Annotated in this window: 15 protein-coding genes and 4 pseudogenes; 7 read left to right on the top strand and 12 right to left on the bottom strand. The window is 69.4% G+C overall.

Translation table 11 applies throughout. The features are described from left to right. Positions 1-37 precede the first annotated feature (37 nt). Together IEZ03_RS13965 and IEZ03_RS13960 are read right to left on the bottom strand one after the other, a co-directional pair. Positions 38-4,483, bottom strand: coding sequence for a type VII secretion EssC family protein (locus IEZ03_RS13965; protein WP_184878609.1), 4,446 nt, complete (start codon positions 4,481-4,483; stop codon positions 38-40). An 18-nt stretch (positions 4,484-4,501) separates the two neighbouring features. Further along, complete coding sequence (locus tag IEZ03_RS13960; RefSeq protein WP_184878607.1) at positions 4,502-4,774, bottom strand: WXG100 family type VII secretion target; 273 nt, start codon at positions 4,772-4,774, stop codon at positions 4,502-4,504. 24 nt (positions 4,775-4,798) lie between these two features. Between IEZ03_RS13960 and IEZ03_RS13955 the strand changes: the two genes are divergently transcribed. Beyond that, positions 4,799-5,092: a hypothetical protein gene (locus tag IEZ03_RS13955; protein ID WP_184878605.1), complete on the top strand. Its 294-nt coding sequence runs from the start codon at positions 4,799-4,801 to the stop codon at positions 5,090-5,092. After that, the gene (locus tag IEZ03_RS13950) at positions 5,089-5,529 is read left to right on the top strand and encodes a hypothetical protein (protein WP_184878603.1); all 441 of its coding nucleotides are present in this window, start codon (positions 5,089-5,091) and stop codon (positions 5,527-5,529) included. Before IEZ03_RS13955 ends, IEZ03_RS13950 begins: the two co-directional genes overlap by 4 nt. Here IEZ03_RS13950 and IEZ03_RS13945 read toward each other — a convergent pair. Genes IEZ03_RS13945 through IEZ03_RS13925 form a run of 5 tightly spaced genes read right to left on the bottom strand, consistent with a single transcriptional unit; the run spans position 5,508 to position 8,284 of the window. Next, positions 5,508-5,945, bottom strand: a complete 438-nt coding sequence (locus IEZ03_RS13945; protein WP_184878601.1) for a hypothetical protein — start codon at positions 5,943-5,945, stop codon at positions 5,508-5,510. The genes IEZ03_RS13950 and IEZ03_RS13945 overlap by 22 nt on opposite strands. Beyond that, positions 5,942-6,322 carry a hypothetical protein gene (locus IEZ03_RS13940; protein WP_184878599.1) on the bottom strand — a complete coding sequence of 127 codons (381 nt, stop codon included), beginning with the start codon at positions 6,320-6,322 and terminating at the stop codon, positions 5,942-5,944. The genes IEZ03_RS13945 and IEZ03_RS13940 overlap by 4 nt, the downstream gene beginning before the upstream one ends. Continuing rightward, a complete protein-coding gene (locus IEZ03_RS13935; RefSeq protein WP_184878597.1) occupies positions 6,319-7,221 on the bottom strand; it encodes a hypothetical protein in 903 nt (300 codons plus the stop codon). Before IEZ03_RS13935 ends, IEZ03_RS13940 begins: the two co-directional genes overlap by 4 nt. Next, complete coding sequence (locus tag IEZ03_RS13930) at positions 7,218-7,547, bottom strand: hypothetical protein (RefSeq protein ID WP_184878594.1); 330 nt, start codon at positions 7,545-7,547, stop codon at positions 7,218-7,220. The genes IEZ03_RS13935 and IEZ03_RS13930 overlap by 4 nt, the downstream gene beginning before the upstream one ends. Positions 7,548-7,603: 56 nt before the next feature. Next, a complete protein-coding gene (locus IEZ03_RS13925) occupies positions 7,604-8,284 on the bottom strand; it encodes an FHA domain-containing protein (protein WP_184878591.1) in 681 nt (226 codons plus the stop codon). Between the two features lie 191 nt (positions 8,285-8,475). Here IEZ03_RS13925 and IEZ03_RS13920 point away from each other — a divergent pair, with 191 nt between their 5' ends. Together IEZ03_RS13920 and IEZ03_RS13915 are read left to right on the top strand one after the other, a co-directional pair. Continuing rightward, positions 8,476-10,863: a PASTA domain-containing protein gene (locus IEZ03_RS13920; protein ID WP_184878589.1), complete on the top strand. Its 2,388-nt coding sequence runs from the start codon at positions 8,476-8,478 to the stop codon at positions 10,861-10,863. Positions 10,864-12,201: 1,338 nt separating this feature from the next. Next, positions 12,202-13,232 (top strand): annotated as a pseudogene (locus IEZ03_RS13915) (IS256 family transposase); the annotation flags it as partial. Between the two features lie 21 nt (positions 13,233-13,253). Here the strand turns inward: IEZ03_RS13915 and IEZ03_RS38705 are convergent. Continuing rightward, a pseudogene (locus IEZ03_RS38705) lies at positions 13,254-14,499 on the bottom strand (IS110 family RNA-guided transposase). Positions 14,500-14,905: 406 nt separating this feature from the next. On the opposite strand from IEZ03_RS38705, the pseudogene IEZ03_RS13905 reads away from it, so the two are divergent. After that, positions 14,906-15,115 (top strand): annotated as a pseudogene (locus tag IEZ03_RS13905) (transposase); the annotation flags it as partial. A gap of 744 nt (positions 15,116-15,859) precedes the next feature. Here IEZ03_RS13905 and IEZ03_RS13900 read toward each other — a convergent pair. From IEZ03_RS13900 to IEZ03_RS13890, 3 genes are all read right to left on the bottom strand, one after another. After that, positions 15,860-16,228 (bottom strand): ATP-binding protein, encoded by a 369-nt coding sequence (locus IEZ03_RS13900; RefSeq protein WP_184878587.1) that lies wholly within the window; start codon positions 16,226-16,228, stop codon positions 15,860-15,862. Positions 16,229-16,904: 676 nt separating this feature from the next. Further along, positions 16,905-17,750, bottom strand: a complete 846-nt coding sequence (locus tag IEZ03_RS13895) for an ABC transporter permease (protein WP_184878585.1) — start codon at positions 17,748-17,750, stop codon at positions 16,905-16,907. After that, entirely contained in the window at positions 17,747-18,733 is a 987-nt protein-coding gene (locus tag IEZ03_RS13890) for an ABC transporter ATP-binding protein (protein WP_229808274.1), read from the bottom strand. Before IEZ03_RS13890 ends, IEZ03_RS13895 begins: the two co-directional genes overlap by 4 nt. Before the next feature lie 120 nt (positions 18,734-18,853). Between IEZ03_RS13890 and IEZ03_RS13885 the strand changes: the two genes are divergently transcribed. Further along, positions 18,854-19,009, top strand: a complete 156-nt coding sequence (locus IEZ03_RS13885; RefSeq protein ID WP_184878583.1) for a hypothetical protein — start codon at positions 18,854-18,856, stop codon at positions 19,007-19,009. A gap of 78 nt (positions 19,010-19,087) precedes the next feature. Then, positions 19,088-20,857 (top strand): annotated as a pseudogene (locus IEZ03_RS13880) (class III lanthionine synthetase LanKC N-terminal domain-containing protein); the annotation flags it as partial. Positions 20,858-21,071: 214 nt separating this feature from the next. On the opposite strand, the gene IEZ03_RS13875 reads toward IEZ03_RS13880, so the two are convergent. Further along, positions 21,072-21,908: an SDR family NAD(P)-dependent oxidoreductase gene (locus IEZ03_RS13875; protein WP_184878581.1), complete on the bottom strand. Its 837-nt coding sequence runs from the start codon at positions 21,906-21,908 to the stop codon at positions 21,072-21,074. Positions 21,909-21,913: the final 5 nt, after the last annotated feature.

Here is a 21,913-nt window from a genome sequence, read left to right as displayed (position 1 = left end):
GATGGCCAACCAATCGACGTACGATAGCGGCGCGTATTCATGATCCCGTTGAGGTTCGAGGAATTGGGGAACGGGCCCCGATCCCCCCGGTGTCCGGCATCGGAATCTGCATGGCGGTGAGCTCGCCCCGCCACACCAGCAGTCCGCGGCCGGGTGGCCAGCCACCGCCGGTCGACCTGGGCAGCCTGGCCTCCAGAACCTCACCGTCCAAGTGGGAGAGCGGGTTGAGCAGGACGCCGCAGCGCCCCCGCCGCACCCGGGAAAGCCAGCCACGGTGCCGGTGCGGCACCAGGTCGTCTGTGGTCCCGGCGGCGATCACGAGGGCCTCGCCGTCCCGGGCCCGCGCGGTCAACCGTTCCAAAGGCCCGGCCAAACGGTCGTCGGCGAGCAGCTCCGCGTCGTCGACGAGTACGGCCACCGGGCCGGACGCGTCTTCCAGCGCGTCCTCAAGGTCTTGGGCGGGTTCGGACGCGGTGACGACCTGCAGGACTCCGGGCAGGTTCTCGATGGACCGCAGCGGTGACCGGCGCGGACACACGGCGATCAGCTGAAGCGTCCCGGCGCGGCGGCCCGCCAGCGAGTGCGCGACCGCTGCCAGGGCGGCGCTGCGGCCGGACTGCGGCGGACCGGAGATCAGCAGCGTGCCGCCCGCCTCGTCCAGGTCGATATCGACCGGCGCGAGGTGGTCGCCGCCGGCACCGACAGTGCAGACCGCGCGTCCCGGGGGCCGCGGCGAGACGCGAAGCGCGGCCAACTCCGCCAGGGTGATCGATTCGGGCAGGACATCCACCCGGTGCGGTCTCGCGGACGGTTCCAGGCCGTCCCATCGGCGGTTCAGGATAGCGGCGAGGCGTTCGACGGCCGCAGTCTGCGCGGCCCCGCTCGGGTCCGGATCGAGCAGGGCGATCTGGAGTTCGGTCGAGCCGGGCACGACAACCGCTCGCCCCTCGCTCATGACGGCCGGGAGCTCGCGCGGGTGCAGCCCGAACGCGGTGGCCTGCTCGGCATCGGCCTGCCGCAGGACCAGACGGGTGGCGACGGCGCCGCTCAGCCGGTACCCGAACCCGGCGCGATCGGTCGACACGACGGGCAGGATGCCGACCGCCGGGCCGCGCCGGAGCAATCCCTCCAGGGCCTCCATCGTCCGACCGCCGTCCAGTTCGGCATAGCGGGCGGCGAACGTCTCGTATTGGTCCACGAGAAGGACGAGGTAGGCGGGGCGTTCCTCCGGCGGCACGGCGGCACGCATCTCGCCCAGCGATCCGTACCCGCCGGCGGCGAGCAGCCGGCGGCGGCGCGCGTCCTCGGCGGTGAGCAGGGTGAGGAGGCGCTCGACACGGTCAGGTTCGTCCGCGTCCACCCTGGCACCGCAGTGGGGGAACGCGGCCAGCGGGGCGAGCGTCCGTCCGCCGAAGTCCAGAATGTAGAGGTGCACGTCGGCTGGGCTCGTCCCCTGGGCGAGCGCGGCGGCGATAGTGCGGAGGGCGGTGGAGCGGCCGCTGCGGGACATGCCGGCGACGCCAACCGGGCACGACCTCTCCAAATCCAGGATGAAGGTCCGGCGACGCTGTCGTTCGGGTTCGTCGGCCAGCCCCAGGGGGACGGCGACCGGCGAACCGCCGGATGCCGGTTTCAGCTCGGCGAGCGTCACCGTCTCGGGAAGGGGCGGCTGCCATGGGCCGGGCGGCGCCGCGATGCCCAGCTCAGCCGCGGCATCGCGGACGGCGGCGACCAGCATCGTCAGGTCGGTCACGCCGTCGTGGCCCTCGTCCGGTCCGGCCGCCACGGCGAGCTGCGGTGCCCCGAGGTCCCTGATAGACCGATTCCGCACGGTGACCTCGACGTCGTCGGACGGGGCCGGGTCGGAAGGGTCCTCGACACGTGGCCGCCCGACGCGGGCACACTGCAGGATTTCCAGGTCGGTGTGCCCCGTCCTCATGTAAGCGCGGCCGGGATGGTGGCGGGACAAGCGCGCGGCGTCCGCCACCTCGATCACATCGGTGCTGTCAGCAGGGCTGGTGACCCGCAAACAAATCCGCAGGTTCACGTTGGCGCGCAGCTCGGCGGTCACCACTCCGCCGGGACGCTGCGTCGCCAGCACGACGTGCACGCCCAGGGCGCGCCCGCGCATCCCGATCCCGACGACGCCGTTGACGAAGTCCGGCACCTCTTCAGCGAGCGACGCGAACTCATCGATCACGATGACGAGGCGCGGCAGCCGCCCGCCACCCGGTTTGGCCCAGTAGTCCTCGATGTCCTTGGCACCCGCGGCGGCGAGGATCGACTCGCGGCGGCGCAGCTCAGCCCGCAACGAGGTCAGGGCTCGCTCGGCCAGACGATCGTCCAGGTCGGTGACCATGCCGACGCAGTGCGGCAGCTCGCGGCAGTCCGCGAACGCGCTGCCGCCCTTGTAGTCGACGAGGACGAAGTTCAGGGAGTCAGGTGTGTTGCCCAGGGCCAGCGTCGCCACCAATGTCTGCAGGAGTTCTGACTTGCCGGCGCCGCTCGTCCCGGCGATCAGGGCGTGGGGACCGTCGCGGCGCAGGTCCACCTCGACCGGCCCAGACGGGCCCTTCCCCAGCAGCATCCGGGTACTGCGGCCGTTCGGGACGGCGGCCCAGCGCTCCTTGACGTCGTCCGGGCCAGGGTCGTCGCCGAGCCCGGCGAGGTCGAGGTAGCGGACCTCGCCGGGGAGACCGTCATCATCCCCGAACCTGGCACCCAGTACGCGGAGCGGAGCCAGTGCACGCGCCACGTCCTCGGCAGCACCGGCGCTGAGAGTGTCGGCGAGGACCTGCTCGCTCGGGGCGAGGCCGGGCCTGCTGACCGTGACCCGTGATCCGGACGGGCTGCTGACCACGATCGTCGCCCTGCATTCGGCGGGGAGCCCCTGTTCCTCGGCGTCCAGGCAGAACGCGTACACACCGGCGTCCGGGCCGTCCTCGAGCAGGTCAGCCAGACCCGGGAGGTCGCGCAGGCGCCGCGCGCCGTCCAGGACGAGCAGCATCCGCCGTCCGATCGGCGCCCCGTCGCGCAGCGCCTCCCGCTGCTCGCCGCGGCGCTCGGCCACCAGCCTGCCGAGTTCGGCGATCCGCGCCTGGGCCTGGGAAAGATCGGTGGCCAGCAGGCGTCGGCACGACTGGTCCGGACGATCGGGAAGGGTGTGCGGAAGCCAGCCGGCCCAGTCCCAATCCGCGGCCCGGTCTGTGCCGGTGATCACGACGATGCCGAGGTCGTGCGGAGCGTGCAGCACGCCGGCCTGGGTGAGCAAGGCCCGTGCGGTGGCGAGCACGGCGGGGCGCGGCCCCGCGATACCCAGCACCCCCGCGACCACCAGGTCGACCGGAACAGGAACAGCGTGCACGACCGGCACTGCGGCCTCGTCCGCGCCGGGTCCTGTCGGGGTGATCGCGGCCGGACGGTCGGTCAAACCGGCGCGCAGCCGCAGGAAATCGGGGTTGGCCGGGCGGCGCTCGAAGAGCCGTCCGCTCGGGCCCGTCGCGATGCGGATGAGCGCGGCCGGGTCGGGCATAGCGTCGCGTGCGGCGCGTTCCTCGGCGACGGCCAGTTCGCCCATGCGCGCGTTCACCTCGTCGAGTTCGCAGCGGAAGACGCGCAGCCTGTCGTTGTACTCCTTTCGGCCGCCGCGCCGCTCAGTGACGAAATGTGCGATCGCCATGAGCGGAGAAAGGGCCAGAAAGAACAGATAGAAACGGGAATTCGGCATGAACAGATAGAGCGCGCCGGCGGCCGCCAGGGGCAGCAGCACCATCGCCAGCGGGAACCGCAGCCCACGCGGTCTCTGCGGCTCCGCCGGAACGATCACCTCGGTGCGGACGGCGGGCGCCGGGATCCGTGGCGGCCGGTTGAAGCGCCGCACCCCCTGCTCCCGGTCATCCAACAGCTGTGCGTCCGCCGACGGGACGGGACGCGCGGAGAGTACCGTCTCCCCGATCTGGAACGACTCCCGAAGGGCCAGCCCGGTGGGACGGTCGATCCGAAAACCGCGCCGCACGGTGCCGTTGCGGGACCCGGCGTCGGTGAGCACGAACGCGTCATCCGTCTCGACGCGAAGTTCGGCGTGGCGGCGGCTCACCTCCGGGTCGTCGACGCTGAGGTCGCAGGACATGGAACGGCCCAGCACCACGGCCCCGGAGGCGGGCAGCGTCAGGGCCGCGCCAGCGGCCGGGCCGCCGATCACGGCCAGTTCGCGGCCGTCCGGCCGGGCCGCCGCACGGGGCGGCCCGGCCTGCGGACGGCCGACGGCCAGTGCGGCGCCGTCTCCCCAGTCGGCGCCCACCAGGGCGTCCAGCCGTTCGTGGTCGTGCAGCCGCCGGGGGCCGAGGAACAGCGCGCCGTCGACGGCGCCTTGCTGCTCGGTGAGGGCGCGCCGCAAGTCCCGGACGGCCGCGTCCGCGCCCGCCTCGACGACGACCGGCGTGGACCGGCCCCGCCGGTCCACCACCGCGATCTCCCATTCCATCGGCCCGGTCCCGCCGGCTCAGATCTGGCCGTCGGCTGCGGCCACCCGGTGGGCGAACGAGCGCATCGCCGGGGACAGGTCACGTTCCAGCGAGTCGCGCATCCGCTCCAGCATCGGTCGGTACTCGGCGTGCCACGCCTCGTCGAACCTGCTGGCGCTGCGGCCCTCCCAGTCCATGCTGGACACCGCCGAAGCCAGCACGCTCACCAGGCCGGTGATCACCGAGCCCTGCTCGTCCACCTTGCGCGCCAGCGCCTCCACCTGCGCCGGATCCGCTTTGACCCTGCTCATGTCGTCTCCCAGTTCGGTAGAAGGATGTTGTGTGTCGACGACGCTAGGCCGGGACGGGCGCGCGGGAAATCGGAAACCCTTCCCATTCCGCGGCCGGCCGACGCAGCCCTAGCGTCAGGCGCGTGGCGACTTCAGGGGAACGGCTGCGGGAATCGCAGCAGGTGCTCGTCCAGTCCGCGGAACAGCTACGTCCTGCCCGACGAGTTCGCGGAAAAGAAGCTGAAGCACCGGCTCGACGAACTGCTGGACGGCTGGAACGGGCTCCGGCGGCTGCCTTATCTGATGAGCAAGGACATCGGCTTCATCGTCAAATCGTGACGCCGGTTCGACGACGCGCCGCCCTGCTGCGGGCGCTCTACGGACCCGATCGGGGCACTGGCGTTCGCATCCACCTGCCCATCACGCCCCACCCGCATCCGCACAACGAGCGGCATGCTCCGCGACGCACTGCCCTCCGCGAACTCGCCGACATGGGACACGACCGCTTCCACCTAACCATTCGCGAATACGCCCCCTACGACAAGGTCGACCCCGTCCATGCCAACGGGTCGTTCCCCTATCGCAACAGGGCGTTCGATGCGAGCGGCTCCACGAAGGACATGTCCCGCTTCGCCGACTGGGTCTCCGACCATTACGGCAAGCAACTCGAAGAGTTGTTCTGGAACGGTTCGGGCGCCCGCAACATCGACAATGGCCGGCGGGTCGGCAGGGGCTTCGTGTCAGGCCACACCGATCACGTGCACGTGGCGATGTGATGCGAGATCCACGTCCAGACGTCGGTGGAGGTGATCGGGCGCAACACCGTCCCCTCTCCCGGGACGAGGTCCCCGGTCTCGTCGTCCGGCACTACCGGGCTCGCGTGCAGCGTCCACAGCCCTTCGTCCGCCGCGTCGACGATGTCAAGCACGCACGTCGGTGATCCGCCAGGTTCACCGACCGCGATGCGCCAGCGCCGCTCCCCGGCCCGCACCCACACCGTCGGCACGCCGGCCTTCGCCATCCGGACGGCCTGCGGGTTGCGGGTCGGACGCGGGCCGAGTTCGACCAGCGCGGCCAGCAGCAGCGGGACCATCGCGTCCGGCAGCGACTCCAGCGGCGCCGGCAGGCCCCCGGCACCGCCGACGGTCAGCCGGTACTGCTCTCCGTCCACTTCCACGGAGATCTCGATCACGGTCGGTAGCTCCGCAGGATCCGTTGCAGCTCGGGCCTGAGCCGCGCGTAGTAGATGGTGTCGACGACCGCGCACAGGTTCGCCGGAGCATCCCCTGCCACCAGCCACAACTCGGTCGTGACACAGCGCTCGCCCTGCGGGTGTGCGGTAAGGAGCCGGCGCGCCGGCACCCCGCCACGGCACCGCACCTCGCCCTCGTCCAGGATCAGGGTCATGGCGTCCAGTCCGTCCGGAGCCGGTTCATCCGAAGGACCCACGGTGACCACGGCCTTGGGCGTCTCGCCGTCCTCTCCCGGGAGCGCCGCCATGTGCACGCCGTCCGTCGGGCCCATCGCGCGCCACCCGTCCGGCAGGCTCAGCGGAAAGCCGGTCCTCACAGGATCGAACCAAGACCGTCCGTGAGTTTCCCGACCCCGTCGGCTACCTTCCCGGCACCGTCGGCGATCTTGCCGACACCGTCGGCGATGGCGTCGCCGGCCGGGTCGAGGACGTGGTCGTGGAACTCCTGCATGCCGTCGGCCGCCAGCTCGCCCGCCTTGGCGGAGATGCCGAACTTCAGGTCCAGAGCGGTCCAGCCGATACCGACCGCGAGCCCCACACCACCGCCGAGCAGGAAGGGGGCGCGGGAACCGGCCATCCTGGCGATGGCGGTTGCCATCCCCTTCCCGGCCATCTTCTTCTCCACTAGATCGTCCAGCTTGCCGCGCACGGCGCCACCCGCCATGTCGGCGACGCGGGCTCCCGCGGACATCGACCCGGCACGGGCGCCGAACCTTCCAGCCCGCTGTCGGTCACTGAGATGAGGGTTGCGGAAGTCCGCGAAAGTGGACGGTACGAGTGACGCGGCACGGTTCAGCATATTGAGGCGTTCGGTCGCCTTCCCCAGGCGGGTGAGCTCACTGTTGCGCATGGCCTCGGCCTCTTTCCAGGTCCGATCGGCCGCGCCCGAGAGAAATCCATCAATCATCTTCAGCTTGTACAGGCCCGGCTGGGCGGCCGTCTTCACCACCCCGATATCGTGCGCCTGCTCAGCCAGCCGGGCGCACGCGACCATTGCGTTGTCCAGCCCCCTGATGGACGTCGCGGCGCGGGACGTGTCACTCGCGGCGGCATCGACCGCGGCCCTGATCCGCGACGCGAGGGCGGGCTCCATTTCCACGCCGACGTCGAGGTGCCCGAGCTGCCGCGAGGCGTCCGACAGCGCGCGGTGCAGGTCGTTGACCTTGGGGGCGGCCTCCTTCAGCTCCATGAAATCGATCAGGATGGTCTCGGTCATGGCAGGCACTCCCCGGTGAGCTCGGAGTAGCGACGGGCCCAGCGACGCCTGCTCGCGGTCAGCTCGGCCACCTCGTTGTCGAGGAGCCGCGCGGCCCGTTCGAGGTCGGCGGACACGTCCCGAGCCGTGGAAGCCGCATTGGAGATCATTGCCTTGGCGTCGCGGGCCGCCCGCGACTCCCAGTTGTCGATCCGCACCGGGGCGGCGTGTGCGAGAAGGCGGGCGACCTGCCGGAGCTCCTCGGCGAGCCGCACCATCCCCGGTAGGTCTCCTGGGGGGCGCGGGCCGATGCTCGCGACGGCCTCCGCATGGCTCACCGTCGTCATGTCGCCGACCGTACGGAAACGCTCCGGCGGACGGTATGGGAAACCGTCCCCAACCGTCAGCGCCGGTAGTGGCGCCAGGCGTGAAGGTCGTCCTTGGTGATCAGGCGCCTGGCGAGCACGTATTCGGCAAGGTTGGTGAGGGCGATGTGGCCCATCATGTTGGGCACGCCCGCCTTGTCCAGCCGGGTGCGAAGGTATTCGATCCGCTTGGTCAGCTTGGTACGGGGCCACCCGAGAAGGGCGGCCGCCGCCTCGTACGTCCTCGGGTACGGCTTGTAGCGCGGCGGGTCCTCCAGGTAGCCGGAGAACAACGCGAGCAGCGCGTCGCGGTCAGCCGGCCTGATGAGCACCTCGTCCCCGATCGCTGTGGGGTCGCCGTCCGGGACGAGGGACTCGGTCGCCGCGCCCGTGGTCGTCGGCACCTCGACCCGTAATGCGTGGCTGCGGTTCCCCGCCCCGGACACGATGACCCTGGTCACCGTCTCCAGCGCCACGCGCCGCTTGGGGGCAAGGACACTGCGCAAGCCAACTTCGTCCACGACCGCAAGGTTCCCGGACGAGAGGTTGGCCAGCCACCAGCCACCACTCTCGTAACTGATCTTGCCAGCGCGCCGGGAGATGGTCGTGTCGCCAGGGTCGAGGCAGATCGTGCATTCCTTCGACCGGCCGAAGGTCAGGGTTTCTCCCGGGGCCACCGGATAGGCCCGGTCATCGGAAAAGACGGTCGCCGGGGTCATAGCGCTCCTCGCATGGTCCACGTAAATGATCTCGGTCGGAAAGTGGGAACCCGTCCCCATCGCGGTCTGCTGCGAATTTCGTACGGTGCACCCTATTCTCAGCTGTGCCGACGTCGGCCGCCACCAGAACCCCCATGCGGCGCCGTCCGCATCCCACCGCTTCATGTCAGTTTGTAGCTGGAGGATGGACATTGTCCGGAAAAGTCCGGGAAAAGCTGATGAGCGGGTCCACCCGGGAGAAGCTGCTCCGAGCCACCCTGGTGTTCGTTCTGCTGGCGGGGGTCGTCGCGGTCACCTTCGGCGGCGGCTACCGCGCCTCGCAGGCCGCCTTCGACGATGCCAGCGCCTACATGCAGAAGGACCACTCCATCGTGCGCATCAATGCTCCGGCCCAGCGGGTGGACGCACAGGCCCAGACCGCGCGCCGGCTGGCGACGGGCAAGCAGCAGCTGGAAGTCGTCCAGTTGTCGCCAGGTGTCCTATATGTAGTCAACAAGAGCACCGGCGCCGTGGACCGCCTGTCCACCACCGACCTCCAGCCCCAGCCCGTGAGCAAGGAAGGCTCAGCCGCCCCGGGAGGCCGCAACACCGTCGTCGCGGCCGGCGGCGGCAGCGCATACGTGCTCGACCCTCACGGCAATGTCACCCTCCTCGAAGGACCGTCCGGTACCAGGCAGATGCCCGTCGCGCTGCCGCCGCGCGGCCCGGCGAGCCAGCTTGTCGTGGACGGCCACGGAACGGCGTGGGCGTTCTCCCGCGCCACCGGCCGGTTGTTCGTCGTCGTCGGCGGCCGCGTCACCGGCCAGTACCAGGTCACCGACCCCGGCGAGCAGATCACCTTGACCCTTGCCGACGACCGTCCGATCATCTACCGCCCGCAACGCGGCGAGGCGACGATGATCGGGCGGAACGGCCCGCAGCGCACGATCAGACTTCCCCGCCAAGACCCCGACGCCGTGTCGGCGGCGGCTCCCGGCGCCGACAGCCCCGTCCTCGTCGTCGCGGCGCGCACCGCGACCGGGGGCCTACTGATCAAGGTCGATTTCGGCACCGGCGCCATCCGAACGGGCCGCGTGAGCGGGCCCGGGGCCATGTTCGGCCGGCCGGTGGTGTCGCGCGGCCGCGTCTATCTTCCCGAAAGGAAGGAGCAGGTCGTGCTGGTCCACGACCTACGCTCCCTGCGCCGGTCGCAGCCTCCCGAACGGGTACGTGTCTCCGGCCCAACCCCCGGTTTCGAAATCTTCGCCCGTGACGGACGCGTTTGGGTCAACGATCCGTACAGCGACGACGTGCTGGTCTTCGACCGGAACGGCACCCCGAAGAAGTTCCCGGCCGGCAAGCCGGCGCCCGTGAACGGGAACGGGAACGGCCACGTGCGCTCGCCGGGCGGGCCGCCGTCCAGGCCACGCACCCCGGTCACGAGCCCGTCGGCCGGGACCGGGCGTCCGGTGATCGGGCGTCCGGGCATCGGCGGCAGGGGCGGGCCGCGGCCCGGAGGGCAGGACGATGGCAGGGGCCGCCCGGCCTCCCGTCCGCAACGGCCCGTCGGCGTCCCGGCCGTCGTGGGCAGAACGCAATCCGAGGCCGAAGCCCTGATCAAACAGGCGGAGCTGCGCCCCCGCGCGATCTCCAAACCCGGCGCCTGCACGCCCGGGACGGTCACCCACACCGATCCCGCCGCAACCACCAATGTCGAGCGGGACTCCATAGTGGTGATCACGGTCTGCGGCCCGTCTCTGGTCCCGAACGTCGTCGGCATGCCGATCGAGCAGGCGCGGCAAACCCTTCAGAAGGCGGGCTTCACCACCCGAGAGCTCGTCGGTGGCACGGCGGCAACCCTCGCAGACATCGGCAAGGTGATCACACAGACCCCACTCGGGGAGCAGCAGGCAAGCACGCGCGAACCGGTCACAGTGACATATATCGACCCCGTGCGCGGAAGCCAGGTACAGGTCCCGAACCTCAGCCGCATGACGCCCGAGCAGGCCTGTGCGACCCTCACCCAGTACAAGCTTGTCTGCAACGGCGTTGCGGACGCGGCCACTCGTGAGGTCGGCGTCGTCCATAGCCAGCAACCACAGCCAGGCGCGGTAGTCGCCGGGAACACTCCCGTCGAATACGTCTACGAGACGGTCGCACCCACTGTGCTGAACCGGTGGAAACTCAGAGGCAGGGACGCCCGGTATCTAAGCGTGACTCCCCGCGCGCCCAGCGACGGCGGCGACTGGTCTGACCAGACCACACTCGGCATGGTCTACAACCCCGGTGAGCCCGACGTGCCCGGCCTGATCAACATCAACCAGTGGTACTGCAACAATAATTGCGGGCAGCCGAATCTGGACAAGGCCTACTACTACTCTCGCGACCTGACCAAACCCGGACCCGGGCGATGGTCTGTCCAAGCAACAGCATTCTCTTGCTTCGGCAACCCGGTTCCTGGAACTGCACCGCTCTACGCCATGCGAAACGAGCGCCAGAGTTGGGGTTTTGCAGCTGCAGGAAGTAACGAACACGACTACTACCTCAACAACGGATACAGCAACGTGAGTTTGCTCTGCTACATATGGCTCAGCAACTGAACGTTACCCGAGAGAAAGTCCGCGCCCTGCTGCCCTCCGACGAGGAACCGGTACGGCCTCGACACCAGACGAGGTCGCGACTTAGGCGCGGACACCGGCCTGGAATGCAGTACGGGCAAAAGAGCTACAAAGAAAGCGGGCGACGCCACAGCTCAGTGACGTCTCGATTCCAACCCCATGCGGTTCCGTTGAGCGCTGCGGCGAAGGACTCGAACCTGCGCGCCGCGGATGTTCCTGTTTTCAATCCGATGCGGTTTTGTTGAGGCGCTGCGACAGCACCTCAGATTATGGGAGCCTGACCTGCGGATTTGCAAGATCATGCGCCAACCTCTTTGTAGGCAACCTTTGGAAAGGTACTGCAGATGATCTTCAGGGTGCAGCTTGTGCAGGTGAGACCGACTTTTGAGGGTGTGCGCAAACCTCTTCGCAAATACAGAATGGTCGAATGACGACACCGGTGGCGTCCAGGCCAGAGCATCGAAGTGGATCACACGGACGACTACCCTGTGTGTTCGGGTCGGCTCCTGTGCCGGCCCGCCCGTGGGATTGCGATTGGCGGGACGGAGGCGTCGACTGCTCGTCCGCCAGGTCGTCGTCGGACTACGGCTGCGACAGGCTCGGCAGCGGCTCCGCCACCTCTGGAAGGACGGAGGTATAGGTGTCGGAAGACGAACGAGTGACGCGAGTACCCCAGCGTCCTCACTGATCACCTCTATTTTGACCCTGCCGAGCAGCGCCAGTGTGGCCGCTCCATGCCGCAAGGCCGTGGAGGCGAATCGGCGGCAGCGGGACGCCATGGGTCGCCGCTCGAACGGCCCTTTCGCTTACGGGGTGCTGCCGAGCGATCTGGTGCCCAGCTCTCCTCGACATGCCTCCGGCGGACACGTCCATGCTTGTCGATGAGGTCGTCGAACCGCGTGGAGATCCACTGGGGGACGGAGAGGCTCGCCGTCCGGTCGGGTGACCACACGACCCGAGTCGACTGCCGGCTCCGACGGCGAGGGACTCCTTTCGTTGGCGCTCGTGCCAGGACCGCAGCACCGAGATGGCCGTCGTGTCCAAAGGCGACGGTTCTTTCACGCTCGCGGCCACATCCGTTGTCCGGCTACCACGGATGCAACCGCACAGGCTTCGCGTTCCGGCTCCACTTTCTGGAGCGCGGGCCCGCGATGATGGCCCGGGCCTTCCTTGCGGCAGCACGGGCCGAATGAGAATGCGGTTGCGTCCACGGAGGTGGTGTACGAGTTTCCGCTGCTGAAGAGCGTGGCGTCGTGACGTGAGACGGCCACCGCGTAGATCCTTCGAGATGGATGATTAAGAACGAAGGAGAGGAACGCGGTGGCCGTGGACAACAGTGTGGACCCTGCCGAGTGGATTGCCGAGCAGATCGGGGCGTGTGAGCCGGATCTGCTGCGGTCGATGGTCAAGACGATGGCCGAGGCGCTCATGAGTGCGGAGGCCGACGCGGTCTGCGGCGCCGGCTACGGGCAGCGCTAGGACGGGCGGGTCAATCGCCGCAACGGGTATCGGCAGTGGGACTGGGATACTCGCGCCGGCACCGTGGAGCTGGCAATCCTCAAACTGCGCAGCGGCTCGTACTTTCCCGAGTGGCTGCTCGAGCGGCGTCGCCGGGCCGAGCAAGCCCTGATGAGCGTGGTCGCCACCAGCTATCTGCTGGGCGTGTCCACGCGGCGGGTGGACAAGCTGGTGGAGCAGATGGGCATCAAGGCATCTCCAAAAGCCAGGTCAGCGAGATGTCCAAGGTGCTGGACGCGCAGGTCGCCGCGTTCCGCAACCGGCCGCTGGAGGGCGGCCCGTATGCGTTCGTGTGGGTGGACGCCCTGACCCAGAAGGTCCGCGAGGGCGGCCGCATCGTCAATGTCCACGTGCTGGTGGCCACCGGCGTCAACGCCGACGGGCACCGCGAGATCCTCGGCGTCAAGGTCACCTCGGCCGAGGACGGCGCCGGCTGGCTGGCGTTCCTGCGCGGCCTGGTGGCCCGCGGCCTTACCGGCGTCCAGCTGGTCATCTCCGACGCCCACCGCGGCCTGATCGAGGCGATCGCCGCCACACTGCCTGGCGCGGGCTGGCAGCGGTGCCGCACGCACTACCTGCGCAACCTGCTCACCCGCGTGCCCAAGTCGGCGCAGCCGTGGGTGGCGACGCTGGTGCGCAGTCTCTTCGACCCGCCCGCCGCCGAAGAGGTCCACGTCCAGCACGCCCGCGTGGTCGCCTCGCTGGAGGCCAAGCGCCCGGAGGCAGCCGAGCACCTGGACGCCGCCCGCGACGACCTGCTGGCCTTCACCGCCTTCCCGCGGCAGCTGTGGCGGCAGATCTGGTCGAACACTCCCCAGGAGCGGCTGAACAAGACCTCCGATAGTGGTTGTTCGTCAAGCGGCTGTGGGGAGTTGGGCGGAGAATGCTTTGGCTGGGTCATATGCCTGGCCGGTCTGGAGGCAGTGATAGAACTGGCCGATCATCCGGTTGAACAGGTGTCGCAGGGCCGCGGGGTGTTTGTCGCCGGTGGTGCGCCGCCGCTCGTAGTGTTGGCGTGCCGGAGGATGGTTGATGAGGGCCATGAACGCCCAGCTGAAGCCGGTGGCGGCGAGCCGGTTATCTTAACACGCGGGTGCGTGATCGAGATGCTCTTCCCGGATGCTCGGGTGACAGGCGCCGACCCCGCATAGGCCTTGATCGCCCGTGCGTCGCCGAACCGGTCGCGGTCGTCGCCGATCTCGGCCAGGACACGGGCACCCAGCGTGTCGCCCAGGCCGGGAAAGCTGCTGATCACGGCATGGTCGGGGTGCTGCTGGAACGCCTGGACGACCGCGTTGCCAAGGCAGTCGACGTTGGAGCATTCGGCGTCCAGGACGGCCAGCAGCGCCAGGGCCTGCTCGCCCATGGCCTGTTCGACCAGGCTCGGCTGTTGCAGATGCGGTCGGCGAAGCGCCTGCTGGATCTGGGCGGTCAGGTCATCGACACAGCGGCGTCGGCCCGACCGGCGCAACGCGGCGGCTATCTTAGGTCGCGACAGCTTGGCCGCGACCATCGGGTTGGGAGCGATCCTCAGCACCGCTCGGGCTTCGCGGCTGGTCAGGCCTGAGGTCTGCCCCTTGAAGGCTGCCAGGAAGGTCGGGTAGTACTCCCGCAGCAGCGACCGTAGTTCGTTGGAGATGCGGGTGCGTCGCCACGTTGCGTCCTGGTGGACGCGGGCAAGCACGGCGATCGCGCGGGCCAGCTCGGAGTCTTCGGGCAGGGCCCGGTGCGCGTGGGCGTCGGTGCGCAGGATGTTGGCGAGCACCATCGCATCGATGTGGTCGGACTTTTGCGGGCGACCGAGTAGCGTTCCCGATAGCGGGCGACGGCCATCGGATTGATGGAGTAGACCCGCCTGCCGGTGGCTCGCAGCGCCGCCACCAGCAGCCCGCGAGGTGTTTCGATCGCCACCGGGATCGGTGCCTCGGCGCTGTTACCGGCGGCCCCCAGCATCTCCGCCAGCTCGGCGAATCCCTCGACCGTCTCCGGGATCCTCCGCTTGGCCACCAGCCGGCCGTCATTGTCCACCAAGGCGATGTCATGGTGGCCTTCAGCCCAGTCGATCCCGCAGAACATGCTCACGTGTGACTGTCCCTTCATCCTCCCCCCGAACAACTGATATCCCTGCAGGCCAGAGACCTGGCGAGACCGCGCAGCATCCTAATAACAAGGCTCGAGGCCTTCCCTCCGATTGAGCCGTTCGCGATCCCAGCAACCCGCACGGCCCCGGTCTTCGCACAGAGCTCGATGGCTCGGGAGTCCTGGGGGTCCGCGCCGCGCGGGCGGGCTCGAACCACGATCAGCAACCTGCCGCGACCGGCGACAAGACATGGCAAAAACACGCCGTGATACGTCGATTCACTCGATCAACCGTCCAGGAGTGCCGCTCTGCGCCGGCCTTGTTCAAGAGCTCACAGTCCAGAGATCCGCAGGCATCAGAGCGGCACCCCCACGGCGAACGGACAGGCCCGCTGGCTCCGAGCACCGGCCGCTCAGCCTTTATTAGGAGATCCGCCGGCGCACCGACGTGGTCGGTATCTTCCCCGACCGCGCCGCGATCGTCCGCCTCGTCGGCGCCTTGCTAATGGAGCAAACCGACGAATGGACCGAGGCCCGCCCCTACATGGGCCTGGAATTCCTTGCCAAAGCCCGCCTTCGAGTAATCGAGGGCAACACGCCCGACCCCAAGATCGGCAAGCGAGAACTCACCGCTTAACCTGCAGAAACAGGATCACGCGGAGGCGACTCTTACACCACTCCGCTGGACGTGACCGGACCCGCCGGAAAGCATGTAGACGATCCCCATCGTCCCTACGAGGGTTCGCAACATGTAGCGGCGGACCGCGACCATGTGGTCCGGCGCGGTCCTCATCGCCCCTGCGAGGGTTCGCACTCCAAGATCATTGACAGCCGGTCCTCACCCTTCTGGTTCTCATCACCCCATCAAGGTTCACCCCGGTGACGGTGCGGCCTTCCGCGAGCAGTTCCGCAGCCCCCTCATTGCCCCTTCGAGGAGGTCTGCGTGAGGTGACTGGGGGGCCGATGGGGGGCCGGAGGGGCGAGGACCGGGCCGAATGCCGCGGTATCCATATGTACTTCTACCTGGACGTACCGGACTGTAGATCATGGAAATGAACCTTCGATGACCGCGTAGATGGGACTGCTAATGCGGTTTGGGTGCAAGCCCATCCGGGGTTCAAATCCCCGATCCTCCGCCACTTCGACCAGGGACTTCATCCAAGATCTCAATCTCGGACGAGGTCCCTGTCGCGCTCCAGATGTCCTTCTTCCCGTGTCTGGTGAGCACATGGTGTTCACGGGACGGCGGCGGAGTGCCCTCGTCCCCCTTCGCGGCGCTGGACGAGCTCGCTCGACTTGAGGCGGCTCTGGGCCTTGCCAGCGACATACGCCCAGCTACAGGTAGCAGAGGGGTGGCCTGAAGGGTGCCCTCGCGCGGCCTTCATGAACGGTCGAGGACCGCGAAGACGATCTTGCCGGCGTTGTCGGACAGGGCTCGGATGCCCCAGCGGCGGGCGAACTGGTCGACGATGAACAGGCCGCGGCCCGTCTCGCTGACCGTGTCCGTCTCCAGCATGCGCGGTAGGTCGTTGGTGGCGTCCTGGACCTCCATCCACAGCGCGCCGTCCTCGGTGCGATCCAGGCGCAAGGTCACGTCGCCGTCCTCCTCGGACGCGTAGCGGAGCGCGTTGGTGACCAGCTCGCTCGCCACCAGGCACGGGACGAAGTCGTCCATGCCCCACTGGCCGGTGACCAGCCGCACGAACTCCCGGACCTCCGCGACGACCGCGAGGTCCTGCTTCACCACCATCTCGTTTCCGCCGCCTGACTCATGACCTCTCCTCACTGTGTGTGGTGACAGTAAGGACCCGGATGGTCCCGTCCTCCTGCTGACTCGCGCGGTCCTGCGCACGGCCGTCCAGTCCGCCGCCGGCACCCCACTGACCGTCCGGCACCGACCATCCCGGCAACCCCGCCCCGCCGAGTAGCGGCGAGTCGTCGCGCCCCCCGACCCGGACGACCCGCCGCACACCTCCCCTGAGCACGGCCCACACCCGTCCGCTGTCCCACAGCCCCCAGGCCAGCCGACACCTCTGCCTCCGCCACCCGCCGCGCTATGCGTTGCAAACGTGGCGCGACGCTCGCGCCTCCCGCGACGGCGACCGCGTGGCACGCCGTGGTCTCCGGACCGTCCCCACGCGTGACAGCTAGGACCCGGATAGGCCGTCCTCCTGACGCCGCCCGCGACGCTCCACACGGCCATCCGCGTTACGTCCTTCGGTTGGCGACGCTCGCCTCCCCGGGGAACACCGTCCAATCGGCAGTGGCGCCCGCGGCTCATGCCGCGGTGCGGGCGTTCGACGCTGCCCCTAGGCATCGGCCGGACGGGTCTACGAGCGAGTGTTCCGGTTTACGGGGCAGCGGCGTTCAGCACGCTGCTCGGGGAACAGGTCGGTCAGCGGGCGATGTTTCCGGCTTCCGGTCGGTCAATCGGGTCGGCTGAAGCGCCGGGCGGCCCAGACGAGCATGATGATCCCGCCGAGCGCGAGGCCCGCGAGTTCGAGGATCACCGGTGGTTGCCAACCGCCCCAGCGCGGGCCGTCGAACAGGGGGTCGGACGCGGGGACGGCCAGGTGTGCGGTGATGGTCCGGCGCAACGCGTCGACCGCGTAGCTGACCGGGTTGACGATCACCGCCGAGGCCAGCCAGCCAGGCAGGCCGCCCACCGGGAACATCGCCCCGGACAGGAAGACGATCGGTGTCGTCAGGATGCCCATCACGGCGTAGAAGGTCTCCGCGTTACTGATCGTCACGGCGAGCAGGACGCCGAAGGCGGTCATCGCCAGGGCGACGACGGCCAGCTCCGCGAGCAGCAGCGCCAGCATGGCGGGCTTGTAGGGGAGGCCCGCGATCGCGGCCAGTGGCAGCAGCAGTGCCCCCTGGCAGGTGGCGATGGTCGCGCCGCCGAGGCATCTGCCGACCAGCAGCGTCTCCCGGCGCACCGGGGCGACGATCAGTTCGCGCAGGAATCCCATCTGGCGGTCGGCGACCAGCGAGGCGCCGGCCGAGATCGCCGGTGCCTGGACCGTCATCACCAGCATGCCCGGGAACAGGAACGTGCGGTAGTCGGCGCCTCCCGGGGAGGCGGGGAGCAGTGTGGCGAGCGCGCCGCCCAGGAACGCCACCATCAGCACCGGCTGGATCAGGGTGACCACGATCTTCACGCGGTCGCGGGAGTAATGAAGCATGTCGCGGTGCCAGATCGCCTGAAGGGCGGCCAGCTCGCCGGCGAGTCCTCCGGTGCCTGGAAGGGGGGACGCGGCCGCCGTCACGATCCGGCCTCGCTCTCGCGGATGCCGCGTCCGGTGTAGTGGAAGAACACCTCGTCCAGGCTCGGCCGCACGACCGTGACCGACTCGATGGCGACGTCCAGGTTCGCGCACATCCGGGGGACGAAGGCCGCTCCGTCGTCCACCCGGACCGAAAGCCCGCCGGACCGCTCCTCGGCCCGCAGCCCGAACGTCTCGCGCAACTGCGCGGCGGCGGCCCGGTCGTCGCTCGACCGGAGTTCGACGCGGTCGGTTCCGAGCACGGACTTCAGCCCGCCGGGCGTGTCCTCGGCGATGACGCGACCGTCGTCGATGATGGCGATGCGGTCGCAGTGCTCGGCCTCGTCCAGGTAGTGGGTCGTCAGGAACAGGGTGATGCGCTCGCTCTGGCGCAGCCGGCGCAGGTGCTCCCAGATCTGGGCTCGTGCCTGCGGGTCGAGGCCGACGGTCGGCTCGTCCAGGAACAGCACGCGCGGACGGTGCATGAGGCCGCGGATGATCTCCAGCCGGCGTTTCATCCCGCCGGAGAAGGTGCGCACCGGGCTGTCGCTGCGCCCGTCGAGGTCCACCAGCTCCAGCAGTTCTCGGGCGCGCTCCCGGGCGACGGCGGTGCTGATGCCGTGAAGGCGGGCGTGGAACCGCAGGTTCTCCCAGGCGGTGAGCGACTGGTCGAGGGTCGTGTCCTGAAAGATCAACCCGATGCGGCGCCGCACCTGATGGGGGTGGGCGCCCACGTCGTGGCCGGCGATCCATGCCTGCCCGGCCGAGGGGGCCGTCATGGTGCACAGCATGGCCATGGTGGTCGACTTTCCCGCGCCGTTGGGCCCGAGGAAACCGAAGGTCTCTCCCGCGGCGACGGTCAGGTCGACGCCGCGCACGGCCGGCCTGCCCTTATAGGACTTGGCCAGCCCTCGGGCGCGCACGGCCGCGACGGCGCCGTCGGTGGCCTGCAGGCCGTCGTCGCACCGGCGAGATTTCGTGAACAATCTTGAACTACCTGCCACTTCCGGTCTGTTTGACACCCCTTGACCCGTCAGGGACGAGTGAGACGGACGCCACTGTCCGTAATTACAACGTTACGCAGAGCAACATTCAAGGAGGTCATCGTGTCCGCAATCCTGCAGCCGCGCGACGCCGGCTCGATCCAGTTCGACGCCCTGGTCGAGGTGCCGTCCGAGACGCCCGAGTACCAGGCCGCCTCGTGCACGGTCTGCCACTGGGGCCTCACCCGCTTGTGCGACGACTTCAGCACCCAGCGCTAAGTTCACCGGCCGGTGCCCGCGGCGTCCCCACGGGACTTCCAAGGGCACCGTCCAGAACACGAGGGGCCATCGATCGCGATGGCCCCTCGGCCTGCACGGGGCGGGATTGCCCGGCACCTGGACACCACTCAGAAAGGCACGAACATGCCCGCTGGACTCGACCCCCTCCCGGAAGAGAAGGATCTCCGCGCCGAGGTGACCGGGCGGATCGCCGGCAGTGGCCGGGCGATCTCCAGCCAGGACACGTGGCTGACCGTGGGCGACCCGGCCTTCCACCTCCCACGCCAGGGCTGGAAGATCCATCTGTCGGCGCGGCCCACGACGCTGCTGGAGACGGTCCGGCGGATGCTGCCCGCCGTGCTGGCCACCCCGTGCCACTTCAAGATCATCCGATCCGGGCGGCGGCTGCGGAGCCTCAACTCCTCCACCACCCATCCCGGCTCGATCGGCAAGGCGGTGACGGTCTACGCGGCCCCCGAGCACGTGGCGGGCCTGGCCCACAGGCTCGCCGACGACCTTGCGGGCCTGGAGGGGCCCCGTATCCGCAGTGACCGGCGCGTCCGGCCCGACTCCCCCGTGTACTACCGGTACGGGCCCTTCGGTTCCTCCTACGCGGTCGACGAGAACGGGGACCTCGAACTGGTGGTCACCGCTCCCGACGGGACGACCCGGCAGGGCGCGGCGGACGACTCGTACTGGCAGCCCGACTGGGCCGCCGACCCGCTCACCGGAGAGATCGCCTCGAACGAGGGGACCGAGGGAAACGCGGCGCCGGTCGTCGTCCTGGGCGGGCGCTACCAGGTGGAGCGCGGCCTGACCCGGAACGGGAAGGGCTGGGTGTACCGGGCGATCGACACCACCGAAGACCGGCCGGTGATCGTCAAGGAGGCGCGGGCCTACGTCGACGAGGACTCCCACGGCCGCGATTCGCGGATGCGCCTGCGCAACGAACGCTACGTCCTGGAACTGCTGCGAGAGGTGGACGGCGTCCCGCGGGTGATCGACCACTTCTGCCACGACGACCAGGAGTACCTGGCCATCACGGACATGGGCGCGCCCCCGCTCGGCCGGGACGTCGGCGACAACGGCCTCTACACCGCCGACCCCGCGCCGCGCGGTCGCAGCCTGCGCGCTCTGGCCACCGCCCTGCTGGAACTCCTCGACGAGGTGCACCAGCGAGGCGTGCTGGTACGCGACCTGAATCCCAACAACATCGTCCTGGACGACGCCACCGGCCGTCCCTGCCTGGTGGACTTCGAGATCAGCCACGCCGAGGACCCGCACCTGTACGGCTGGACGCCCGGCTACAGCCCGCCTGAGCAGGAGCGCAACGACCTCCCCACGGCGGAGGCCGACTACTTCTCCCTGGGCGCCACGCTGTTCTACGCCGCGACCGGATTGGGCCCCACCTGGCTCGTCGACGATCCGCACAACCATGACGTCCCTGTCCTGCGCAAGAAGTGCGACACCCTCGCCCAGCACCTCGTCCCGCTGATCGAGGCCGCCCGGTCGGCCTCGGCCAAGCCGATGCACGCGTCGTTCTGCCAGGGGCTGTCGGGCATCGGCGCGTCCCTCGCACGGGCCGCACGCGACCTGGGCGAGGACGGTCACCTCACCCTGGTCCGCGACGCCGCCCTGGCCTGCGAGGATCTGGCGCCGCGCATGTACGCCCTCACCCAGTGCTGCGGACTCGCAGGTATCGGGGAGTTCTTCCTCGATCTCACCCAGAGCACCGGGGACCGGGCACACCTGCGGCAAGCGGAGCGGGTCGCCGACCTCGTCCTCGTGAGAGCCGGGGGCACGGCCGACGCCCCGGTGTTCCCCGACACCACCGGCCGCGAGAGCAGCGGCGGCTGGTCGACCGGTACCGCCGGGATCCTGTCCTTCCTACGACGGCTCCGCACCCTGACGCGCCGCGCCTGTGGCTGGATCCACCGGCCCCCTCCCACAACCGTTCGGCGTAGTGGTCAGCGGCGCCGCGCAGGTCGAGTGGCTCCAGCAGGTCGGTCGGACGGGCACCGAGGCAACGCCGGCTTGCCGGTCGCTGAACGCGGCTGGAGTGTCAGTGGTCGCGGTTGCGCAGTAGCTCTTCGGTGTAGGCGGCGAGGCGGGCGGCGGCGTCGGGATTCAAGGTTTTCAGGGACAGGTCGACGGGCTTGCCGCGGTCGATCGCCGAGAGCGGGTCGGCGGGTGGCCGGTCGATCCATTCGACGATCGGCCGAACCGCGTCGGTGACGGGGCGGGCGAAGAGCCTCGCGAGCAGCTTGATGGCGTTTCGGGCAAGCGGGTTCGGGTGGGAGTCGGCTCCGCTGCGGGTGAATCCGGGATGGTAGAGGACATAACGGGCCTTGCTCTCGGCCTGGCCCGCGAATGCGACACCGAGCAGGTCGTTGGCCCTGCCGGCCTGGAGTTGGGCGCGCACCTGGCCGTAGCGGCGCGTCAGCTGCGGGTCGTCCCAGAAGATCCGTCCCGCGGTGTTGCCGACGCCGGCCACGTTGATGATCACAGGGTGGGGAGCGGCGTCCAGGAGCGGGCTCAGCCGGTGGCCGAGCAGATGGCGGCTCAGGTAGTACAGGGCGAAGGTGTACTCCAGTTCGTCCGGGGTCTGCCTGCGTTTGGGGCTCACCCGGTTGGCGAACAGCGCCAGCGCGTCGATGGCCCGGTGCCGCTCGCGAATGTGGGCGACGACCCGTTCGACCTCGGCGATCGAGGACAGGTCCGCCCGCAGGAACCGCAGGTTCGGGTCGGCGGCCTGGTCGAGCAGGGCGCGTCCCCTGGTCTGGCTGCTGCCGATCACGGTGACGTGGTCGCCCCTCGCCAACCGTTCCAGGGCGACCGCCCGGCCCATGCCGGTGGTGCCACCGCTGATGATGACGGTCTTGGCGGGATGGTCCGGCACGGTGT

The organism is Actinomadura livida (assembly GCF_014648675.1).
In the GTDB taxonomy this organism is placed as follows: Bacteria; Actinomycetota; Actinomycetes; order Streptosporangiales; family Streptosporangiaceae; genus Spirillospora; species Spirillospora livida.
Note: the sequence above shows the minus strand (reverse complement) of the source record. Positions and strands in the feature narration are given on the sequence as shown.

Coding starts and splice junctions, on each gene's coding strand:
- IEZ03_RS13965 (WP_184878609.1), bottom strand. CDS start 4,483: ATGGAATGGGAGATCGCGGTGGTGGACCGGCGGGGCCGGTCCACGCCG.
- IEZ03_RS13960 (WP_184878607.1), bottom strand. CDS start 4,774: ATGAGCAGGGTCAAAGCGGATCCGGCGCAGGTGGAGGCGCTGGCGCGC.
- IEZ03_RS13955 (WP_184878605.1), top strand. CDS start 4,799: ATGTTGTGTGTCGACGACGCTAGGCCGGGACGGGCGCGCGGGAAATCG.
- IEZ03_RS13935 (WP_184878597.1), bottom strand. CDS start 7,221: ATGACCGAGACCATCCTGATCGATTTCATGGAGCTGAAGGAGGCCGCC.
- IEZ03_RS13930 (WP_184878594.1), bottom strand. CDS start 7,547: ATGACGACGGTGAGCCATGCGGAGGCCGTCGCGAGCATCGGCCCGCGC.
- IEZ03_RS13925 (WP_184878591.1), bottom strand. CDS start 8,284: ATGACCCCGGCGACCGTCTTTTCCGATGACCGGGCCTATCCGGTGGCC.
- IEZ03_RS13900 (WP_184878587.1), bottom strand. CDS start 16,228: ATGGTGGTGAAGCAGGACCTCGCGGTCGTCGCGGAGGTCCGGGAGTTC.